We start from the raw sequence: 22,434 nt of genomic DNA, 5'->3' as shown, positions 1-22,434 counted from the left end.
ATTTTGCCCTGTAACAGATAGGAAATATAGCGAGTAAACTAGTAATGAGGTGAACAGTGATGATTGATTTAGTGGAAGTAAAGCAAGACTTGGAGAAAATGGCTAAGCGATTAGCGGATATTAGGGGGTCTCTTTGACCTTGATGTGAAGGAGGCGCGCATTCGCGAACTGGAGGAGCAAATGGCTGCGCCCAATTTCTGGGATGATCAAAAGGAAGCGCAGACGGTGATTAGCGAGGCGAATGCACTGAAGGATCTCGTCGGCGCCTTTCATCAACTAGAAGAGCGGTTTGAAAATTTAGAGCTGACCTATGAGCTTGTCAAAGAAGAGCCGGATGAAGATTTGCAGCAGGAGCTTGTTGCCGAAGCGAAAAAGCTGACAAAGGATTTTAGCGAATTTGAGCTGCAGCTGTTGCTGAATGAGCCGTATGATAAAAACAATGCCATTTTGGAGCTTCATCCGGGCGCGGGCGGAACGGAGTCGCAAGACTGGGGCTCTATGCTGCTTCGCATGTATACAAGATGGGCAGAGAAAAAAGGTTTTAAAGTAGAAACGCTGGATTATTTACCTGGCGAGGAAGCTGGAATTAAAAGCGTCACTCTGTTAATTAAAGGACATAACGCTTACGGCTATTTAAAGGCGGAAAAAGGCGTGCACCGTTTAGTGCGCATTTCCCCATTTGACGCTTCGGGCCGCCGCCACACATCGTTTGTGTCCTGCGAGGTGATGCCGGAGTTTAACGACGATATTGAAATTGAGATTCGTTCGGAAGACATTAAGGTCGACACGTACCGTTCAAGCGGCGCCGGCGGCCAGCATGTCAATACGACCGACTCGGCTGTGCGCATCACCCACATTCCGACAGGGCTTGTAGTGACGTGCCAATCCGAGCGTTCGCAAATTAAAAACCGCGAAAAAGCGATGAATATGCTCAAGGCGAAGCTATATCAAAAGAAATTAGAGGAGCAGCAGGCGGAGCTGGCGGAGATTCGCGGCGAGCAAAAAGAAATCGGCTGGGGCAGTCAAATTCGTTCTTATGTGTTCCATCCTTATTCGCTTGTGAAAGACCACCGTACGAATACAGAGGTAGGAAACGTACAAGCGGTGATGGACGGCGAAATTGATGCGTTTATTGACGCATACTTGCGTGCCAAGCTGAAATAAAAACGAGGCTTGAAGAGGAGAGACCATCCTTCTTCAAGCCTTTTTGCGCTTGGATTTGGATAGCGGACCAGATCGCGGTTGCTTACGGTTGACAACGGCGACTGACGGCTCTTCAGTTGGAGAAATCGCGAACCTTTCTTTCTGTGGCCGATTGCTTCATCTTCAAGCCGTATTTTCGATAGATTGGCTTTTATTGCGCAAACTATAAGGAAGCGATGCGAAGATATTCTTTAATCCTTTATTGCGTTATTGGGCTGTCATTTACGAACGAAAATAGGCGTGCTATACTCTCATGGGGGGTTTTGAAGATGATGAAACAAGCAAAACGAATCGGTCAACCATTGCATCCTGCTGTTGCCATGATCGGTGAATATGTATACATTCTTATCGGTTCAGCGATCGTTGCGATCGCGTTTAATCTGTTTTTGCTGCCAAATCGCGTGGCTTCTGGAGGTGTCAGCGGCATTAGCACCATTTTGCATGCGACGTTTGGCTGGCAGCCTGCTTATGTGCAATGGGCGTTTAATATCCCGCTATTTATTGCCGGGGTTGTGTTTTTAGGACGGCAATTTGGCGTGAAAACGCTCGTGGGAACGGTCTTTTTGCCGTTTGTTGTCTATTTGACGAAAGATGTCGAACCGGCTACTCACGATCCGTTGCTTGGCTCTTTATTCGGGGGCATTGGGGTCGGTGTCGGTTTGGGACTGGTGTTTCGTGGCAAAGCGTCGACAGGTGGCACCGATTTAGCCGCGCAAATTATTCATAAATTTACAGGTCTTTCCCTCGGTACATGCGTCATTCTGATCGACGGCTTGATTGTGTTGACAGCCGCCATTGTCTTTGATATTGAACGCGCGTTATATGCAATGATTGGTTTATTTGTTACAAGCAAAACGATTGATATCGTCCAAATCGGCTTTGGCTATTCAAAAATGGCGATGATTATCACGAATAAAGAAGAGGAAGTGCGGGCGGCTATTCTACATAAAATTAACCGCGGAGTGACGAAAATGTCCGGGTACGGCGGATATACAGAGCATGAGCGCCCTATTCTTATGTGCGTTGTTGAACAAACAGAATTCACGAAATTGAAACAATTAGTGAAAGCCATTGATCCATCGGCGTTTGTCGTCATTATGGACGCGACCGAGGTGCTTGGCGAAGGATTCAAACGTGCGTAAGCGGCTGGAAAATCGGTTATAATAAGGCTGTCTGCAATTTGTTAGAGGGGGAGTTCGTCAATGAAAAAGAAATTAACCGTCTTATTGCTGGGCATGTCGTTCATGTTAGCTGCTTGTGGCGGGGGAAACGAAGCAACAGATAACAAAGATACACAGAACCAAGGATCCACCGCGTCAGCCGCAGAGGAGATTTTTAAACAAAACTGTGCAAGCTGTCATGGCGCTAACTTAGAAGGAGCAGTGGGGCCTAATTTACAAAAAGTGGGCAGCAAATATTCTCAAGATGAAATTAAGCAAATTATCGAAAAAGGTCGAGGCGGCATGCCTGGTGGCATTATTCAAGGAGACGATGCCGACAAAGTGGCCGAATGGCTCGCATCAAAAAAATAAAAAGAAAAGCAATCCGGCAGGCCTGCCGGATTGCTTTTTGTTTTAAACGTCACGGTTTTGAAACATAAATGTAAACAAAAAAAGAAGAGGGTCGTGTTATAATAGGTTTTGTGGAATTTTGTATAAATAGCGCGAGACCGCTCGAATAGTGGCATCATAGGCGAGGACTTTATAAAAATAAGGTGATGGAAATGATTGAAATGAAAGATGTATATAAGACCTATCCAAACGGCGTCATTGCGCTAAATGGAATTAATGTACGCATTAAGCAGGGGGAGTTTGTTTATGTCGTTGGTCCGAGCGGTGCTGGAAAGTCGACATTTATTAAAATGATGTACCGCGAAGAAAAGCCGACAAGCGGTTCGATTATGATTAACGGTGTCAATCTTGCCCATTTGAAGGACAACAAAGTGCCGATTTTGCGGCGGAATATTGGTGTGGTATTCCAAGACTTTAAATTGCTCCCTAAGCTAACGGTATATGAGAATGTAGCGTTTGCTTTGGAAGTAATTGAAGAATCGCCGAGACTGATTAAAAAGAAAGTAATGGAAGTGTTGGATTTGGTCGGCTTAAAGCATAAAGCTCGGTTTTATCCCGATGAGCTTTCTGGCGGCGAGCAGCAGCGCGTGTCCATTGCGCGTTCGATTGTCAATTCGCCAAAGATTGTGATTGCGGACGAGCCGACAGGAAATTTGGACCCTGACAATTCTTGGGGAATTATGGAGGTTTTCGAGACGATTAATGATCGTGGCACGACGATTGTGATGGCTACGCATAACCGTGAAATTGTCAACACGATTAAAAAGCGTGTCATTGCGATTGAAAGTGGAAAAATTGTCCGCGATGAGGCGAGGGGAGAGTATGGCTATGAGGTTTAGTACCCTTCGGCGTCACATGCGGGAAAGCTTTAAAAGCATCGGGCGCAACGGCTGGATGACGTTTGCCTCCATTAGTGCCGTCACGGTTACGCTTTTGCTTGTTGGCGTGTTTCTTGTCATCATGTTTAACATGAACCATTTTGCCAGCAAAATTGAAAATGATGTCGAGATTCGCGTCTATATCGATTTGACGGCGACAGAGCAAGAGAAGCAGGCGTTAAAAGCGCAAATTGAGGCGGTCCCAGAGGTAAAAGAGGTAGAGTATTCCTCCAAAGAGCAGGAGTTGAAAAATCTCATTAAGAGCTTTGGTGAGGAGGGCTCGTCGTTCCGTTTGTTTGAACAAGATAACCCGCTGAGCGATGTTTATGTCGTGAAGGCGAAACAACCGGAAGATACGGTGAAAGCAGCAAAGAAAATTGAAACGTTTAAGTCTGTACATAAAGTGAAGTACGGGCAAGGTCAAGTGGAAAAATTGTTTAAAACTCTTGGCATTGCAAGAAATATTGGCCTAGGCTTAATTATCGGTTTGCTCTTTACGGCGATGTTTTTAATCTCCAATACGATTAAAATTACCATTTTTGCGCGACGCCGTGAAATTGAGATTATGAGATTAGTAGGAGCCACGAACGGATTTATTCGCTGGCCATTTTTCCTTGAAGGGCTATGGCTCGGTGTAATGGGAGCGATTATCCCGATCGTGTTGATTTCGCTTGTTTACTATAACATTTATGAGTTTGCCAATCCGAAATTAACAGTTCCGTTTTTGCAGCTCCTTCCGTTCCATCCATTTATGTGGAAGATTAGTATCGTTTTGCTCGTGCTGGGCGGATGTATTGGCGTGTGGGGAAGCATGATGTCTGTGCGCAGATTTTTAAAAGCTTAGTAGATCATAGAGGAGAAAGGGGAACGAAATCGTGAAGCAAAAGGTGCTTTCATTAGCAGCAGCGGCCGTCATTGGCGCATCTAGTTTTTCTCCGTACTTAGTCGGTGCGGTAACCAATCAGGAGATTCAACAAAAGCGAAATGCGCTGAACAACATTCAATCCAAGCAATCGTCGATTCAAAACCAGATGAGCCAAGCCGATCAGGATATTACTCGCTTACAATCCCAGCAGGAGAAACTGGCGGCAGAAATCAAAAAGCTTGATATGGCCGTATCAGAAACAAGCGGAAAAATTCGCGATCTATCTGCCACGATTGAAGATACGAAACAAGATATTCAAGTTTTGCAGCGGGAAATTACAGAGGTGAAGGAGCGTATCGAAAAGCGGAATGAGCTGTTAAAGGAACGCGTCCGTTCTTTACAGCAAAGCGGCGGATTGGTCAGCTATCTTGATGTGCTGCTAGGGGCGCAAAGCTTTGGCGATTTTATCGATCGCATTAGCGCGGTAACAACCATCTTTGAAGCGGACAAACAAATTATCGCAGAGCAGGAAGCGGATAAAAAGCTGAAGGAAGACAAAGAAAATGAGTTGACGACTAAGCTTGCGTCGCTGCAAAGTGATTTGCAGAAACTTCAGCAGCTCAAACAACAGCTGAGCCAACAAATTAAGGAGAAAGACCAATTGATGGCACAGCTTGAGAAGCAAGAGCAAGATGTTCATGAGAAAAAATTGGCGCTAGCGGAAGAACAAGAGGTGCTGAAAAAGCAAGAAGCAGCGATGAAAGCACAGCTTCAGCAGTTGTTGATCCAACAGCAGCAACAAGCCGCAAAAGCAAAATCAACGGCGTCAAAAACATCTAGTTCTTCAGGTCCGTCCTATGTTTCGGGCGGAGGAAGCGCAGGGGTGCCAGCTGTGACAAGCGGAGCGTTTATGAGACCGGCCAATGGCCCAGTTACGTCCGGCTTTGGAATGCGCGGCAGCGAGTTCCATGCTGGTATCGATATTGGCAAGCGCGCGGCTGAAGTGCCTGTTGTGGCAGCAGCAGACGGATATGTATTTCGTTCCTATTATTCACAAAGCTACGGAAACGTTATATTTATTACACATGTCATTAATGGACAAGTGTATACGACCGTATACGCTCACTTAGAATCCCGTTTGGCTCATGAAGGACAAACGGTCAAAAAGGGCCAAATCATCGGGTATATGGGGAACACAGGCTGGTCAGAAGGAGCGCATCTTCATTTCGAATTGCACCGCGGTCCGTGGAATGCAGCGAAATCCAATGCTGTGAACCCGTTAAATTATATTAATTTCTAAATCTAAAATTTAAAAAAGCAGCATCAGCATGCACAACTTGTCTGGATAGCCCTTTCAGCAAGTTGTGCATTTTTTATGAAGGGAGGATGACATGGCAAGGTTTCTGTATGATTGGACATTTGAATGAATTTATCAGTATATCAAAAAGAGGGAACCTGTCCGGAAGAAAGATGGGCTGTTTCCAATGTGCCCTCGATGAAATCGGTATACATATTAAAAAATTGCTGAAACAGGAGTATAAGCTGTAAAAAGGGATTCTTCATTATTAACAAAGAATCCCTTTTTACAGCTAGACAACCCCAATCATTAATGATATATACGCACATATTACAAATAGGGCTCCACAAACAACAGACAAAACAACATTGCCTTTTTTTCTGAACAAAACTATCAATCCTATTAAGAACAATATAGAAATGATCGCTAACGCGATGCTCACAGCGCTGATTTCAAAATGAATGGATATATTTTGTTTAATTTGTCCATCATAAAAAGCCTCAAACAACCAGGACGGTTTTTCAAACTTTATAATGGCTGCAATATTTTCAGGAGTACTTTGTTGTCCCATCACTGCCATAGATGTAAAAACAAACAAAGCCATAACACTTTCTGCTCTGATCCATGGAATCGGATTAAAGCTTGGAGTGGTTTTTAATCTTCTTTTTACAAATACACCATTAATTAATGCAAAAGTCAGTAATGGAATAATAAGCAAATGTTTAATAAGCAAAGTTTGTCCATACGAAACGATCCATGAGTTTACATAACTAGGTACTAACAAATTCATTAAGAAATAGCCAGCGATGATAGATGTAATTACACATATCAGAGCAACTGGACTAAACCATTTTAAGAATTTCAGCCAATTGTCGCTGTTTTTTGAAAACCATCCAACAACAAGCAATATTCCAATCCAAACGGTTACAGATAAAAAGTGGGTTGCATGAGGGATGAATCCTTTTAATTCATAGCTGGATGTACAATGGCTTGCCCAGCCAAAAGCCAATATTAGGGCAAAAATCAAAACTGTCCCTATGTATTCAAGGATGGGGTCATTTGTTATTTTCTTTAAAACGTGCACAAGTAATAAAATGAGACACAAAAGCACAGTAATTAACCAAGCATGCCCAATATTGAAGTCCATTAATATGCCTTTAAAAATGGTCCAAAAGCCCACATTATAATCTTTTGAAAAGATAAGTGTAACCTTTAATAAGGGAGAAAAGGATAGTAAAGCTATTCCAATAATACAAAGATTGATTAACCAAGCAGGAACAGTAATTGTTGGACGTTTATCATTCGGGATAAACGTTAGTAGTTGACTTCCAACTACAATACAAAAGCAAATATATAGTAAAAGCTCAGATAAATAAATCATTTTCCTCTCCTCAGTAACAATGTAATCAGAATCATCAGAACAACAAGCGAAGCCCCTATGAACAAGTACATCATAAAATTATTTTTATCGTTGTTAGCAGATTCAGGCTGGTTTGATTTCATTTCTGGTTGATTATCTTTTGGTGCTGGTTTTTTCTCGGGTGTTTCAGTTGATATAGATTTCTTTTCTTCAGGCATATTTACTGTAAATGTGAAGCTGCGTTCAATGATATGACCATCTTCTCCAACAATCTTCCAGTTAACGGCATAATCTCCATTCGGCAAAGGATCCTTAAAAGTTCCTTTTAATTCTTTGTCTGTAACCGCCATATGATCAACCTTTACTTTTTGGCCTGTCTTATCCAAAAGGGTAAATGTACTAAGATTTTCAATTGGCGTATTAAATCTTAAAACAATTTCTGTTAAAGGTTTTGTTATAGTTTCTTTATCGTTTGGCGTTGAACTTTCAAGCCCTGTATGAGCTAATACTGTTGCTGGCAACAACACCAATAAACAAGCAAATAAAATAAACTTTTTTAACATTTTATTCCATCCTCTCTTTAACTTATCAAGTCATATTATAACTGACTAATATGTGAATTGTAAGTTTATAACCAACAATATTTTGAACAATTGATGATTTGTATAAAATATCTTTATCTCCCATGATAATTTGTCATATCTAATGCTATAAGAGATGACAAGAAGGAAAAATGAGGGCATTATTGTTTTGCTTATTCTCATTTTGGTCCTTTCTATTTGCGGTTCCAATAAAGAGCAATCATATCAAGTGGAGTCTATGGAGATTTGGAAAAAATGGTTTCTGCTGATGCTTTGCCGACATTTTTAAAAGAGCAAAAGTGGAGGAGTTCCACTTGGTATATCAAACTGCTGACAAATCTATGCTGTTACAATAGATTCATGTTATTGTGGTGGAGGCGAGCGTACAGAATATAAAATGAATATGAGATTGCTTTGTCAAAAAAATCAATGAAAATAGTTCTGTTGTCTAGGATGAACAGGGGCTTGCGAGAGAGTTTGCTTACAAAATCGCAGTTGAATTCATCAAATTGAAATAAGAAAGCAAGCCTATAAAGGAATTTATGGATGAAAAGTACAAAGAACGGTTGTGTCAAACCAGTTAATATTTCAATGCTTTTATCATAAACAAACCTCTATTTTCCGAAAATGGAAGGAGAGTCTTTTATTTTTCCTGTTTGACCAACGTATTAGAACATGCTAATATAAATGCAAATAATCATATTATTGAATACTAATATAAATTGGAGATGAAATAAATGGAACAAAATTATTTGGACGTAAAAGCTAAATTTATTCGTGGTTTTTCGGATAAAACTAGACTCCAAATACTGGAATGCATTAAAAATGGAGAAAAAACAGTATCTCAAATTGTGGAAGAGCTTCAAGGCAATCAATCGAATATTTCACAACACTTAGCTTGTTTAAAAGGCTGCGGAATTATTGTAGGGAGACAAGAAGGAAAATTTGTTTATTATTCTTTGCGGAACGAAGAGATTAAAGAAATGCTGGAGTTGTTTGACGAAGTTTTAAATCAAGTGCAAACAGAAGTTGCCCAATGTGATAGCCATTTATATTAAGAAGGTGATGATAATGCCTGACAAGGGGCAAAAAAATATTTGTTGTAATGGTGATAACTGCAAAGAATCTCAAGAACCACGGAAAACAGAATTGAATTTTATTCAAATAAATTCTGCTAAAGAATCCACAGCGTCCTGCCAAGGCGATTGTTGTTCTATGGAGTCTAAGTTCAAAAGTGACAAGTCTGATTTATCTAAAGCCTCAGATTGCAAATGGGAGTTCCGAATTCATGGAATGGGCTGTCCTGCTTGCGCTTTGACTATTGAGAAAAGTATTGGACAATTGGAAAACATTAAGAACGTCGATGTCAATTACAGCACAGGTAAAATGCAGGTTATAGCTGAAAATCCGTCGGTGCTGGAAAAATTGCCGATGGAGATGAAAAAAATAGGGTATACATTGGAGTCAATTGAGCAAAAAGGGAATGTACGAACTTATACTATTGAAGGAATGGATTGTAGTTCTTGTGCGTTAACGATCGAAAATCATTTAAAACAGCATCCTTCTGTCAGAAGTGTTAGTATTAATTTTTCTACGGGAAAAATGCAAATTGAACACGACAATTCTGTTGAAGAGATCATTAAAGAAGTTGAGAAAACGGGTTATAAAGCCTCTCTCGTTTCAAATAGACGAGCCAAAACCGATATGCCAACAACACAATCAAGTAACAATCTCCTTTTATTATCAGGGTTCTTTTTATTATTTGGTTTTCTTGGTTCTCTAACTGATATGTCTCCTTTTGTTGTGAATGTTCTATATGCTTTATCCATATTGATTGGTGGATATAAGCCAGCTAAAAGTGCTTATTATGCCATTAAAAGCCGTTCCTTAGATATGAACGTATTGATGGCCGCTGCGGTGATTGGAGCTGCTATAATCGGTGAATGGATTGAAGGAGCTACTGTCGTGTGGTTATTCATGTTAGGTAATACTTTGCAAACGAAATCCATTGAAAAGACTAGAAATTCCATCCGCAGTTTGCTTGATTTAACGCCACCCGAAGCGTGGGTGAAACAAGGGCAGGACTTAGTTAGAAAATCTGTAGAAAGAGTAGCTATTGGAGATATCATTGTTGTTAAACCAGGTGACAAAATTCCATTAGATGGTGAAGTTGTTCAAGGTGAATCAAGCGTTAACCAAGCCCCCATTACCGGTGAGTCCATACCAGTTGATAAGCAAATTGGCGATACGGTTTATGCAGGAACCATTAATGAACACGGCTCCTTAGAAATCAAAGTTACGAAGCTTGTTGAAGATACGACCATTTCGAAAATCATTCATTTAGTGGAAGAAGCACAAGAAAAGAAAGCACCAACACAAGCTTTTGTTGATAAATTTGCACAAATTTATACGCCTATTGTCTTTGCACTAGCATTAGCGGTAATGATTTTTCCTCCTCTACTTGACTTTGGAACTTGGGGAGATTGGTTTTATAGAGGTTTAGAACTATTAGTTGTCGCTTGTCCTTGTGCATTAGTTATCTCTACACCTGTAGCCATTGTTTCAGCAATCGGAAATGCCGCCAAGAACGGCGTTCTGATTAAAGGAGGAGCTTTCTTAGAGACAGCTGGATCTATTAATGTGATTGCGTTCGATAAGACGGGCACTTTAACCGAAGGCAAGCCAAAGGTATCACGAGTAATACCGATCAATACGACTGAAACAGATTTGTTATCGATTGCCCATGCTTTAGAGGAATATTCCACTCACCCAATTGCATTGGCTGTGGTTAATTATGCAAAAGAAAAAGAAATTCCTTCTCGAAATGGGGAATTATTTAAGAGCATTGTCGGTAAGGGTGTTCAAACCATGATTGAAGGTATGGAATATTTTGCAGGAAACTTGAAACTGTTCCAAGAACTGAATACTCCTATTGATGAGTATGAGCCCCAAATTAAAGCCCTTCAAAACGAAGGAAATACGCTTGTCCTTGTTGGGACAAAAGAGCAGATACTCGGCATTATCGCTGTTGCTGACACGCTCCGTGAGATAACGGTAAAAGCGTTGCAGGGACTTAAAAATGTGGGTGTAGAGCAAACAGTAATGCTCACGGGTGATAACAAAGGAACTGCCGAAAAAGTGGCTTCTCAAACGGGTGTCAATCGTTATTTTGCCGAACTATTGCCAGAAGACAAGGTAAAAGCCATTAAACAGTTACAAGACGAGGGTAAACGGGTCGCAATGGTCGGGGACGGCATTAATGATGCTCCTGCTCTTGCGACAGCAAATTTGGGCATAGCAATGGGAGGGGCAGGAACAGATACAGCGATGGAAACAGCTGATATTGTTCTTATGGCAGATAACTTGGAAAAACTGCCTTATACCATTAAGCTAAGCCGAAAAGCTTTAAAAATTATCAAACAAAACATATGGTTTTCGCTGATTATCAAGTTTGCTGCTTTGATTCTAATTTTTCCAGGTTGGCTTACTTTATGGATTGCAGTTTTAAGCGATACGGGAGCTGCTTTATTAGTCATCTTAAACAGTATGAGGCTATTGAGCGTAAAGGATTGAGTTTGTTTTTCGATAGGAAGACAGCATGATAAAGGAGCTTAAAAGCTACAGGTGATGAAGGAAACGTTAAAAGTAGACAGCAACAAGAAAAGGGTGTAATGTCTATTATAAGGGGATAGTTATTTATCGAGTATTATTTTCCAAGAGGAAATCGACATCATTAAATAAACCAACGAGTGGGTTATATGTGGGAAGTATACTTTTGCTGTATAAATATACATTGTTTGATTTGAATGTAGGACATGGTTTTTAAGACTTTTTCGTCACTACAAATAAAAACACTTTTTTAAACCTTTTTGTATCTACACAAATCTAAAATTAAAAAAAGCAGCATCAACATGCACAACTTGTCTGGATAGCCCTTTCAGCAAGTTGTGCATTTTTTATGAAGGAAGGATGGCATGGCAAGGTTTCTGTATGAATGGTTCAATTGAATCAGTCCTTTTTTACTTATGAAACAGGATCATTGAATATCATTTGAGACTGTTTTAACATACCTATCAAGAAGTCTCCTACTTCTTCATTTGCCAGGGAGATACTAGCACCACGTCATAGGGAGGGAACTTAAGATGCGAAATATGGGGTTTTGCCTGGTTGATAATGGAATGATTCTTTAGGATTAGGCAGGTGAGTTTACTTCAGAAAGGGAAAAGAGTAAAATAAAGACGGACATGGTTTTTATATGGGATATTTTGGTTTTTTATAGGGGCGGTTTTGTCTCTTGCTATAACCGGATTCCGTTTTTCAGTAGACCGCACAGCATGAAACGGCAGATCTCTGATCAGGTGCCGATGATCTTCCGATGCTTCCATCTCTGCATGATGTCACATTGGCTTAGCAGCTTTGTCTTTCCGCTTGATTTGAAAAAACACTTTGATGATCGAATCCTTCTCCGCTGAACGTTCTTTGCTTGTATGTTCTTATCATGATCGGGGCAAAATAAAAGTGTATGCTTTTGATTGGGCATATACGGTGATCGTTAAGTGAGCCAGCTCCTCAAGCAAGGAGTGTCACATATACTTGTGTGGGAAAAGATCTAGCGATTGTTATCAATGGATCAAAACACGCTTGGCTTCTCCTTACAAACCTATTAAAATCAGTAGCCATACGCAGAAATGTTTGAAAAGCGCGTCTTTTCGTCAATGTGGATCGTGACTCATTCAGAGGAAACGGTTGCTTATTCTCATTCATTATCGATCAAATGGTCGCTAAATGAGAAAGGATGATTAGCGGCGGAGCGCAGCATGGAGGAGAATGGCCGCTTTCGATTGTCTGAGGGATAAAATCAAAATAAATTTGAATCATATCTATTGACAAATAGATACTACTATATGATAATAAATATCGAATTATAATTATTATAATTTGCACAAGTGGCTTGTGTAACAATCTGTGAATTATTCCAGCACTATTTTTAGGAGGTAGATGAAGATGTCTTTAATCGGCAAAGAGGTACAATCATTCCAAGCAAAAGCGTTCCATAATGGAGAGTTTATCGATGTGACAGAGCAAAACTTTAAAGGAAAATGGAGCGTTGTTTGCTTCTATCCAGCTGACTTTACATTCGTATGCCCTACAGAGCTTGAAGACTTACAAAATAACTATGCAACTTTAAAAGAGCTTGGTGTTGAAGTATATTCTGTTTCAACAGATACACATTTCACACATAAAGCATGGCATGATACATCTGAAACCATTAACAAAATCGAATACATTATGATTGGCGACCCTTCACAAAAACTATCTCGCATGTTTGATGTATTAGATGAAGAAGCAGGTCTTGCTCAACGCGGTACGTTTATTATTGATCCAGACGGTGTGATCCAAGCGGTTGAGATTAATGCTGACGGTATCGGCCGTGATGCAAGCACATTGATTAACAAAATTAAAGCTGCGCAATATGTTCGCAATAATCCTGGTGAAGTTTGTCCAGCTAAATGGCAAGAAGGATCAGAAACACTGAAACCAAGCCTTGATCTTGTAGGTAAAATTTAAGAGGGGATATCAACATGATATTGGATGCAGAAATAAAAGCACAGCTGGCCCAATATCTGCAATTGATGGAAGGAGACGTACTTCTTAAAGTCAGCGCGGGATCCGATAGCGTATCCCGCGATATGCTGGCTCTTGTGGATGAATTGGCCACCATGTCTCCTAAAATCAAAGTAGAGAACACACAGCTAGAGAGAACGCCAAGCTTTAGTGTGAATCGCATCGGCGAAGACACAGGGATCACATTTGCCGGCGTTCCATTGGGCCATGAGTTTACTTCATTGGTGTTGGCTCTACTCCAGACAAGTGGAAGACCTCCAAAAGTCGATCAGAAAGTAATTGAACGAATTAAAAACATAAAAGGCACCTATCATTTTGAATCTTATGTGAGCTTGACATGCCATAACTGCCCTGACGTTGTACAAGCCTTGAATTTAATGAGCATCCTGAATCCTGGCATTTCGCATACGATGATTGACGGTGCAGCGTTTAAGGATGAGGCAGAAAGCAAGGGGATTATGGCCGTTCCGACTGTATTCTTAAATGGAGAGCTTTTTGGCAGCGGACGGATGTCGCTTGAAGAAATTCTTTCAAAGATAGGAAGCACTTTGGATGCCTCCGCTTTCGCTGAAAAAGAACCATTTGATGTGCTTGTTGTCGGTGGCGGTCCAGCTGGTGCAACGGCAGCGATTTATGCAGCGCGAAAAGGCATTCGCACGGGTATTGTAGCTGAACGCTTTGGGGGACAAATATTGGATACGTTGGGCATTGAGAATTTTATCAGTGTCAAATATACAGAAGGCCCTAAGCTTGCAGCGAGTCTTGAGGAGCATGTCAAACAGTATGATATCGATATCATGGATTCGCAGCGAGTGAAGCGCTTAGAAAAGAAAGATCTTATTGAAATCGAGCTTGAAAATGGCGCGGTTTTAAAAAGCAAGACAGTGGTTCTGGCAACAGGCGCTCGCTGGCGCAATCTTGGGGTGCCAGGTGAGGCTGAGTTCAAAAACAAAGGAGTGGCCTACTGCCCTCATTGCGACGGTCCGTTGTTTGAAGGAAAGCATGTGGCCGTTATTGGAGGCGGCAATTCCGGCGTAGAGGCAGCGATTGATCTTGCCGGTATTGTCAAGCATGTCACCGTCTTTGAATTTATGCCGGAATTAAAAGCTGATGCCGTTCTTCAAGAGCGCCTCTACAGTTTGCCTAATGTCACCGTTCTTAAGAACGTCCAAACAAAGGAAATTACCGGTACAGACCGAGTAAACGGCATTTCTTACATTGACCGCGAAACAGGCGAAGAGCATCACCTTGAACTACAAGGCGTATTCGTGCAGATTGGTCTTGTGCCAAATACCGATTGGTTAGAGGGAACTGTTGAGCGCAACCGCTTCGGCGAAATTATCGTCGATAAGCGAGGGGCTACGAACATCCCTGGCGTATTTGCGGCAGGCGACTGCACAGATAGCGCATATAAGCAGATCATTATTTCGATGGGATCAGGCGCGACCGCCGCTTTGGGCGCATTTGATTACCTCATTCGAAATTAATCAAATGATAATATGTGAACTCTTGGAAAGCCGCTTTCTGAATGGCAGTGGAAAGCGGCTTTCTTTTTAATTTTAACAAAGCCTGCGGATCAAGTAAATCGCCTTTAAGAATTTGACGACCAAAAGGTCTATTCCTCTCGATCTCCAAGAAGCACTTTCTAGATTAGCTCCCCGCCATGCATGATGGATGAAATCGGCTTTCCTGATGCATAAAAATAGATGAATCCTTCCCCGCCATCCATTCGTATATATTCATAAAGTGAACTTATATGTGTAAATACAACTGAAAGATCCATGATTGGAAGAATCCTGTGCACTCCCCATGATGATGGAAAACTGCTTGCAGAGCGAGAAAGCGGTTTGTTCGGTGCCATGAACGTTGAAGGTAGATGATTGGAAGAGAAAAGTTGCCGAATTATGTTGGCTTATATAAAAAAACTATACAGCATAACGTTTGACTGTATGGTTTTTATAGGTACAATATGAATTAAAAGAATGAAAATCAATGAAAGGGGTGAATGTATTGGGAAGTTGTTTAAAATTGGCGAACTTGCGGAATTAGCAGGTGTATCGAAACGGACGATCGATTATTATACACAGCTTGGCTTGCTTGAACCCCTTCGTTCTGAATCGAATTATCGTTATTATCCTGAAGAGAGTCTCGAATATTTGCGGCTAATCCATGTGTTAAAGAAACAAAATTTAACGCTGGAAGAAATCAAAGAACGCGTACAGACGATGAAGAATTTATCGTTTTCTGTAGAGGAAATTGCCGATAAGATTGAGCATCTTCAGGAGCAGATGAAGCATATTCAAGAAGAAGTGTTGGAATTAAAACCGTTGCTTCAGCATCTCAATAAACAGCAGATGAAGCTGATGACCAAACCGTTAGCACAGCAAGGATATGGGTTGTTGCACGCATTAGCGATATTGCTTGGGGAGAACCCTTTTATTTAACCAACAAAAAAGGGTTGTATCCCTGAGGCTCCAGCTTTGTCAAAGCGAGAGCATCATGCAGCAAAACTTCCTATGAAGGCGGTATGGCAGGCCGGTTGAATAGATGTAAACACCATATGGCAGTAGGAGGGAAAATGATGTTATTTCATCCGATGGACATTTTTATCTTTTTAGCATTTGGATTGTCACTTTGGGCACAATTTAAAGTAAAAGGAACCTTCAACCAATGGGCGAAAGTGCCTGCGGGCTCTTCACTGACAGGAGCTGAAGTAGCAAGAAGAATTTTGGATTCTCAAGGCTTATATCATGTTCCCGTTGAGCCTGTGGCTGGCGCGTTGACAGATCATTACGATCCGTTATCCAAAACGGTTCGATTATCTGAGCCTGTTTATTATGGGCATTCGATTGCGGCTTTATCGGTGGCCGCTCATGAAGTCGGGCATGCTATTCAGCATCAGCAATCATACGGTGCGTTAGTTTGGCGTCATCGCATGTTTCCGCTTGTGAATTTTTCGTCCGGGATCGCTCCTTTTCTTTTATTGCTTGGATTTTTGCTTCATCAAACATCGCTTATTGGATTTGGGATCATCCTCTTCTCCGCGGCTGTAGCATTCCAGCTAATCACGCTGCCGGTAGAGTTTAATGCAAGCTCCCGCGCCAAACAATTGCTTCTTGCGCAAGGAATGATTGTTCATCAGGAAGAGCGGGGCGTGAAAAAAGTATTAAACGCTGCAGCGCTTACTTATGTAGCGGCTGCTTTGATCTCTGTTTTAGAGTTAACGAAGTTTGTCATGATTTTCTTTCAAGGAAATAACGAGGAATAAGCTTATGGATTCAATGGACAGGAGGTGGGTTCTCTAGCTGCCTTCAGCTGGAGAGTTTAATTGGAAATAGTGAATTTATTGATGGTTGCCGTTTTAATTGCTTTAACGGCATTCTTTGTCGCCTCGGAGTTTGCGATTGTCAAAGTGCGCAGCACACGTATTGACCAGCTTGTAGCGGAAGGAAACAGGAGCGCGATCGCCGCAAAGCGCGTTATCAGCAATTTGGATGAATACTTGTCGGCCTGCCAGCTTGGCATCACCATTACCGCGTTAGGTCTCGGTTGGCTGGGCGAACCCACCGTCATGCATTTGCTTCATCCTTTGTTTGAAGAGATGCATATAAACGAATCGGTAGCTTCTATCCTTTCTTTTGTCATCGCTTTCTCCACCATTACATTTTTGCACGTTGTGGTTGGTGAGTTAGCGCCTAAAACGCTGGCGATCCAAAAAGCCGAGACGATTACGCTGCTATGCTCCAAACCGTTAATTTTTTTCTACAAAGTGATGTACCCGTTTATTTGGGCGCTAAACGGATCCGCGCGGATGGTTACAGGGTTATTTGGCTTAAAGCCTGTGGCTGAGCATGAGGTAGCTCATTCTGAAGAGGAATTGCGGCTGATTTTATCAGAAAGCTATAAGAGCGGCGAGATTAATCCGTCTGAATATAAGTATGTCAATAATATTTTTGAGTTCGACAATCGCATTGCCAAAGAAATCATGGTGCCCCGCACAGAGATTGTTGCTTTTGATATAAACGATTCCATCATCGATCATTTTGAAATTATGAAGCAAGAAAAGTATACACGCTATCCCGTGATGGACGGCGACAAGGACCATATTGTCGGCATGGTGAACATTAAAGAAATTTTAACGGATTGCATTCACAATCCTCAAGCCGCGGAAAAGAAGATCGATGACTATATTCGTCCGATCATCCAGGTAATTGAGTCGATTCCGATTCATGATTTGCTCGTTAAAATGCAGCGTGAACGGGTTCATATGGCCATTCTCATTGATGAATATGGCGGGACAGCGGGCCTTGTTACCGTTGAAGATATACTGGAGGAAATTGTAGGGGAGATCCAAGATGAATTTGATGCCGATGAAGTCCCGAGAATTCGCAAAGTGAATGAACATACGATGATTGTGGAAGGAAAAGTGTTGATTGAAGATGTCAATGATTTGCTTGGAACACATATAGATGACACGGATGTGGATACGATTGGCGGCTGGATGTTAACAGAGAAATTTGATATTCAGCAAGGGGAGACGTTGGCATTCGATGGTCATGAGTTTAAGGTTTTACAAATGGAGGGCCACAATATCCGATTAATTGAAATCAAGAAACTTGTGAAATCTTCTGCACGAACAGAGCGGGAGACAGTGGTTGAATGACCATGAATCAAGTGAAAAAGACACGGCAGCTGGTGATCAAGCTGCCGTTTATTTTTGGATCATGGGATAGGCACATGAAGAGGAAGAGGCGCATACAGGAATATAAAGCATGATGTGAAGCGACACATAGCGGAAAAAGCGGCAGACTCAGCCTTTATTCAAAGAAAGATAAGCTTCTTCACATGGGCGGATTTTTTCTTGTCCAGCCGCATATGGTAGTAAAGAGAAAAAAGAAAGGATTCGCGGTAAGGAATAAGGAGAGATCGGGGATGGATTCATTGGGATGGTTCGGATTTTCCGCTTCCGCACTTGGAATGCTCATAGGAGGAGCGGTTGCTTGGTTGTTTTGCGGCTGGCATAAAGGAACGCCTATTATTTTTTCATTGTCCAGCGGTATGATTTTTGGACTTGCGGTAGTGGAAATTTTGCCGGAAAGCATGGCGGCAGGAGGTTGGCTGCTTACTGTGATTGGATTAGCCGCAGGTTATGGGCTTTATCATCACTTAGAAAGCATGTGGCATCGAGTGGTTGTCGTGACGAATAGGAAAAACCATGATGCATGGATTCATTCGGGAGTATATCTTCTTTTTAGCATTGCTATACATAATTTTCCCACAGGGATCGCCTTAGGAGTCAATGCCCGTTCCCCGTTGGTCGAGCAGCTGGGGCTGGCCGTGATTTTTCATAATATTCCCGAAGGATTGGCGGTTTTTACCCCGTTGCTGATGGCGGGAATGGGGATGATGGGAGTGGTTCTTGGAGCGATCGCTGTGTCGATTCCGGTTGGGATTGGAGCGCTGCTTGGAAGCCGTTATGGCGCGGATATTTCTTGGCTGTCCGCCGGGATGACAACCATGGCCGTGGGGGTCATGTTGACAGTGGCTGCAAAGGAAATGTTGGGAACCGCTTTAAAGGAAACAAAGATGATCGATTGTCTGCTGCTTTCTACGCTTGGTTTTTTATCCGTTTGGTGTTTCTTAATTTTTCTTTAGGATGCTGAATAAGGAAAAGAGAAAACGAAAAAGAATGAAAAAAGGATAGACGAAATCATAAAGACAGAATATAATACATATGATCATATGTTCATGTGTTGTAAAAAGGAGGCTCTAACAAATTGGATAAAAAAGATCATGCTTTTTTAGCAGATGAAACGGTAGAACATGTGTCGTTAATCTTTAAAGCGCTGGCAGACCCGACACGAATGAAGCTCCTTTACTTATTGTCTCAAGAGGAATGTTCTGTTAATCATATGGCTGAAGTGCTGGAATTATCTCAATCAGCCGTCTCTCATCAGCTGAGCCTGCTCCGAAACTTGCGGCTCGTGAAATACCGGCGCGAAGGAAAAACGTTATTTTATTCTTGCGATGACGAACACGTTATTTCGCTATTAAAACAGGCGATCGACCATTCAGAGCACCATTAATGAGGAGGCGTGTAACAATGCATCACCATCATCATGATCATCACCATCATGGTCATCATCATGGCCATCATCACGGACACCACCATCATGATTTAGGAAGGGAAGGAAATAAAAAAGGGCTGATTGTGGCTCTTTCCATTACGGCTGGCATTATGATTCTCGAGTTTTTAGGAGGATTATGGACGAACAGTCTCGCCCTTTTGTCCGATTCCGGTCATATGCTGAGCGATGCCAGTTCGCTGCTTCTTAGCCTTATTGCGATCTGGTTTGCTGCCAGGCCTGCATCCCCCAATAAAACGTATGGTTTTTACCGGTTTGAAATTTTAGCGGCTTTGTTTAATGGCGTTACGTTGTTTATTATCGCTGGATTTATTATTTGGGAAGCCATTGGGCGTTTTTATCATCCGCCGACGGTTTCCAGCGGTTCTATGATGCTGATTGCTTTGATCGGTTTGATAGCGAATTTATTAAGTGCTTGGGCGTTAATGCGGAAAGGGGATGTGAAGCATAATGTGAATTTGCGCAGCGCCTACCTGCACGTGTTGGGCGATGCGCTAGGATCTGTAGGAGCGATCATGGCTGGATTGGTCATGTGGGCTTTTGGCTGGTATATAGCTGATCCAATTATTTCTGTGCTTGTTGCGCTTCTCATCTTGAAAGGGGCATGGGAAGTGATTAAGCATACGGTTCATATTCTGATGGAGGGCACGCCAATTACGATTGACCAGCACGAGGTGAAAAAAGCGCTTGAAAGCATTGAGGGAGTGGTCAATGTCCATGATCTCCATATTTGGACGATTACATCCGGGCTGGACTCTTTAAGCTGCCATATGCTGATTGAAGACTGTCAGGACAGCCAAAAGATTTTGCAGGCGGCGATTCATTTGATTGAAGAAAAATTTAAAATCCTCCATACGACCATCCAAATTGAAACCTCGCAAATTGATCACGGAGAAATGAGAGTGTAGTGATCGACTTTCCTTTCGCTGCATAGACACCATTTCTGATGGAGCAGATGATCCTTGGAAAGCCGACAGAAATCCGGATGATACCGCTCATCCATCTATGGATCTATGCGGAAGCTTGTTGTTTAGACAGCGGGTGACTGAAAAACGACAGATCATAAAATTATGGATCATCAGGCGGCTTTTCTGATGAAGGCCGCCTTCTCTCCACTTTTTTAAGTACAGATGGAAGATGAAACATGATCGCCTATTCAAAAGCAGACATTTTTTCGATGGTCGTCCATCCGGCGAAATCCCCAATCGCCTGCTCTTTGGAATGTTGCCGCATCACGTTTATATCGTCAAGTGGAACCAATGCCATATCAGTTGAGAAAATAACAGCAAACGTGTAAACTGAATATTGCGCAGATGTGATCATAAGCTGTACAAGCTGTTCATATAATGATGATAAAGGGCATCGCACGGCACGATTGTGTGGTGCCTTTCCTTGCATGGTGTAGTGTGGATAGAGGAGGAGAAAACGATGAAGAAGCAAACGACAGCAGTGCTTATGGCTTTATCGATGTTGGTCGGAGCTGGGGGAACCTATGCTGGTATACAGCTGACGGATCGTCATGAAAGTAGCAGCCTTTCCGTCCAATCGGAGCAAGCCACAAAGGAAACGGCGAAAAATGAGCAGGAAGAGCTCAAAAAAATCCAACAAGCTTATGAGCTCATTAAAAGCCGTTATGTGCAAAAGGTGGATGACCAAAAACTAATCGAAGGCGCGATTCAAGGGATGATCGGCACACTGAAAGATCCATATTCTGTATACATGGATGAAGAAACGGCTGAGCAATTTAATGAGTCCCTTGATTCCTCGTTTGAAGGAATTGGCGCAGAAGTAAGCATGGTGGACGGAAAAGTGACGATTGTCGCTCCATTTAAAAACTCTCCAGCCGAAAAAGCGGGGCTGAAGCCAAACGATCAGATCGTGAAGGTGAACGGGCAAAGTCTGGAAGGACTTGATTTATATGAAGCGGTCTTAAAAATTCGCGGCAAAAAGGGAACGACGGTTCATTTGGACATTCTTCGCCCGGGGATGAAGGATATGATTCGAGTCAACGTCGTACGCGATGAAATCCCAATTGAAACGGTCTACGATTCGCTCAAGACGTATAATGGCAAAAAAGTAGGATATTTAGAGATTACTTCATTCTCAGAAAATACAGCTCAAGATTTTAAAAAGAAATTAGAGAAATTAGAATCGGAAAAAATGGATGGATTGGTCATCGATGTGCGCGGTAATCCGGGAGGCTACTTGCAAAGCGTAGAGGATATTTTAAAGCAGTTTATTCCGAAGGGCAAACCATATATTCAAATTGAGGACCGCAATGGCCGCAAGCAAAAATTTTACTCCAATTTGACGGAGAAAAAGCCGTACCCGATTGTTGTGCTGATCGATAAAGGTAGCGCCTCAGCGTCGGAAATTTTAGCAGGTGCCATGAAAGAAGCCGGCGGTTATAAGCTGGTGGGGGAAACATCGTTTGGAAAAGGCACGGTGCAGCAGGCCATCCCGATGGGCGACGGCAGCAACTTAAAACTTACGCTTTATAAATGGTTGACTCCTGATGGAAATTGGATTCATAAAAAAGGAGTTAAGCCGGATGTGACTGTGGAGCAGCCGGAATACTTCCATGCCAGCCCGATTCATATTGATAAAGCCCTCCAATACAACATGAATAGTGAGCAAATTAAAAACGCCCAGCAAATGCTCAAAGGACTCGGTTTTGATCCGGGGCGTGAGGATGGATATTTCAGCGAGGAAACGGTAGAGGCCGTCAAGTCATTCCAACAAGAAAATAAAATTCCAGCTACAGGAAGCATTGACAAGCAAACAGCTGAATTGCTTGAAACGAAAGTGCTGGAAGCGGTCCGTGATGATAAAAATGACAAACAGTTAAAAGAAGCGATGAAAGTGTTATTCCAATAATACAAAGGGAACGGTTCGAAGCCGAATCGTT

At 42.1% G+C, this 22,434-nt stretch carries 19 protein-coding genes; 17 read left to right on the top strand and 2 right to left on the bottom strand.

Going from position 1 to position 22,434, the window contains the following annotated elements:
• The first annotated feature begins 59 nt into the window (after positions 1–59).
• The 6 genes from prfB (at position 60) to B6A27_RS03575 (ending at position 5,817) form a co-directional block, all read left to right on the top strand.
• Positions 60–1,164 (top strand): peptide chain release factor 2 gene (prfB, locus tag B6A27_RS03600; protein ID WP_369815562.1). Its coding sequence is split into 2 segments (ribosomal slippage): positions 60–134 and positions 136–1,164, totalling 1,104 coding nucleotides; the frame shifts between segments, so codons are not numbered across the junction.
• Positions 1,165–1,475: 311 nt separating this feature from the next.
• Complete coding sequence (locus B6A27_RS03595) at positions 1,476–2,345, top strand: YitT family protein (protein ID WP_080860342.1); 870 nt, start codon at positions 1,476–1,478, stop codon at positions 2,343–2,345.
• Positions 2,346–2,405: 60 nt separating this feature from the next.
• Positions 2,406–2,735, top strand: a complete 330-nt coding sequence (gene cccB / locus B6A27_RS03590) for a cytochrome c551 (RefSeq protein ID WP_080860235.1) — start codon at positions 2,406–2,408, stop codon at positions 2,733–2,735.
• Positions 2,736–2,926: 191 nt separating this feature from the next.
• Complete coding sequence (ftsE, locus tag B6A27_RS03585; RefSeq protein WP_080860234.1) at positions 2,927–3,613, top strand: cell division ATP-binding protein FtsE; 687 nt, start codon at positions 2,927–2,929, stop codon at positions 3,611–3,613.
• Positions 3,603–4,496 (top strand): permease-like cell division protein FtsX, encoded by an 894-nt coding sequence (gene ftsX, locus B6A27_RS03580; RefSeq protein ID WP_080860232.1) that lies wholly within the window; start codon positions 3,603–3,605, stop codon positions 4,494–4,496. Before ftsE ends, ftsX begins: the two co-directional genes overlap by 11 nt.
• A 28-nt stretch (positions 4,497–4,524) precedes the next feature.
• Positions 4,525–5,817, top strand: coding sequence for a murein hydrolase activator EnvC family protein (locus B6A27_RS03575; protein WP_080860231.1), 1,293 nt, complete (start codon positions 4,525–4,527; stop codon positions 5,815–5,817).
• A 289-nt stretch (positions 5,818–6,106) separates the two neighbouring features.
• Here the strand turns inward: B6A27_RS03575 and B6A27_RS03570 are convergent, their stop codons facing one another.
• Both B6A27_RS03570 and B6A27_RS03565 read right to left on the bottom strand, forming a co-directional pair.
• Positions 6,107–7,195, bottom strand: a complete 1,089-nt coding sequence (locus B6A27_RS03570; RefSeq protein WP_080860229.1) for a copper resistance D family protein — start codon at positions 7,193–7,195, stop codon at positions 6,107–6,109.
• Positions 7,192–7,737 (bottom strand): copper resistance CopC family protein, encoded by a 546-nt coding sequence (locus B6A27_RS03565; RefSeq protein WP_080860228.1) that lies wholly within the window; start codon positions 7,735–7,737, stop codon positions 7,192–7,194. Before B6A27_RS03565 ends, B6A27_RS03570 begins: the two co-directional genes overlap by 4 nt.
• A gap of 755 nt (positions 7,738–8,492) precedes the next feature.
• Between B6A27_RS03565 and B6A27_RS03555 the strand changes: the two genes are divergently transcribed.
• The 11 genes from B6A27_RS03555 to B6A27_RS03500 all read left to right on the top strand — a co-directional run bounded on the left by B6A27_RS03555 (position 8,493) and on the right by B6A27_RS03500 (position 22,403).
• The gene (locus B6A27_RS03555; protein WP_080860226.1) at positions 8,493–8,813 is read left to right on the top strand and encodes an ArsR/SmtB family transcription factor; all 321 of its coding nucleotides are present in this window, start codon (positions 8,493–8,495) and stop codon (positions 8,811–8,813) included.
• A 13-nt stretch (positions 8,814–8,826) separates the two neighbouring features.
• The gene (locus B6A27_RS03550) at positions 8,827–11,328 is read left to right on the top strand and encodes a heavy metal translocating P-type ATPase (protein WP_080860223.1); all 2,502 of its coding nucleotides are present in this window, start codon (positions 8,827–8,829) and stop codon (positions 11,326–11,328) included.
• A gap of 1,431 nt (positions 11,329–12,759) precedes the next feature.
• Complete coding sequence (gene ahpC, locus B6A27_RS03545) at positions 12,760–13,323, top strand: alkyl hydroperoxide reductase subunit C (RefSeq protein WP_066149616.1); 564 nt, start codon at positions 12,760–12,762, stop codon at positions 13,321–13,323.
• 14 nt (positions 13,324–13,337) lie between these two features.
• A complete protein-coding gene (ahpF, locus tag B6A27_RS03540) occupies positions 13,338–14,867 on the top strand; it encodes an alkyl hydroperoxide reductase subunit F (RefSeq protein ID WP_044746259.1) in 1,530 nt (509 codons plus the stop codon).
• Between the two features lie 531 nt (positions 14,868–15,398).
• On the top strand, positions 15,399–15,824 hold the full coding sequence (locus B6A27_RS03535) for a MerR family transcriptional regulator (RefSeq protein ID WP_231734658.1): 426 nt from the start codon (positions 15,399–15,401) through the stop codon (positions 15,822–15,824).
• 137 nt (positions 15,825–15,961) lie between these two features.
• Positions 15,962–16,648 (top strand): zinc metallopeptidase, encoded by a 687-nt coding sequence (locus B6A27_RS03530; protein ID WP_080860221.1) that lies wholly within the window; start codon positions 15,962–15,964, stop codon positions 16,646–16,648.
• Positions 16,649–16,708: 60 nt separating this feature from the next.
• Positions 16,709–18,043, top strand: coding sequence for a hemolysin family protein (locus tag B6A27_RS03525; protein ID WP_066149628.1), 1,335 nt, complete (start codon positions 16,709–16,711; stop codon positions 18,041–18,043).
• 269 nt (positions 18,044–18,312) lie between these two features.
• Positions 18,313–19,035, top strand: coding sequence for a ZIP family metal transporter (locus tag B6A27_RS03520; RefSeq protein WP_080860214.1), 723 nt, complete (start codon positions 18,313–18,315; stop codon positions 19,033–19,035).
• A 122-nt stretch (positions 19,036–19,157) separates the two neighbouring features.
• Positions 19,158–19,466, top strand: a complete 309-nt coding sequence (locus B6A27_RS03515) for an ArsR/SmtB family transcription factor (RefSeq protein ID WP_066149632.1) — start codon at positions 19,158–19,160, stop codon at positions 19,464–19,466.
• A gap of 17 nt (positions 19,467–19,483) precedes the next feature.
• Positions 19,484–20,434: a cation diffusion facilitator family transporter gene (locus tag B6A27_RS03510; RefSeq protein WP_066149634.1), complete on the top strand. Its 951-nt coding sequence runs from the start codon at positions 19,484–19,486 to the stop codon at positions 20,432–20,434.
• 520 nt (positions 20,435–20,954) lie between these two features.
• The gene (locus tag B6A27_RS03500; RefSeq protein ID WP_066149639.1) at positions 20,955–22,403 is read left to right on the top strand and encodes a S41 family peptidase; all 1,449 of its coding nucleotides are present in this window, start codon (positions 20,955–20,957) and stop codon (positions 22,401–22,403) included.
• Positions 22,404–22,434 lie beyond the last annotated feature (31 nt).

It is taken from the genome of Anoxybacillus sp. UARK-01, assembly GCF_002075365.1.
Taxonomy (GTDB): Bacteria; Bacillota; Bacilli; order Bacillales; family Anoxybacillaceae; genus Anoxybacteroides; species Anoxybacteroides rupiense.
This window is presented reverse-complemented; position numbering and strand designations above follow the sequence as displayed.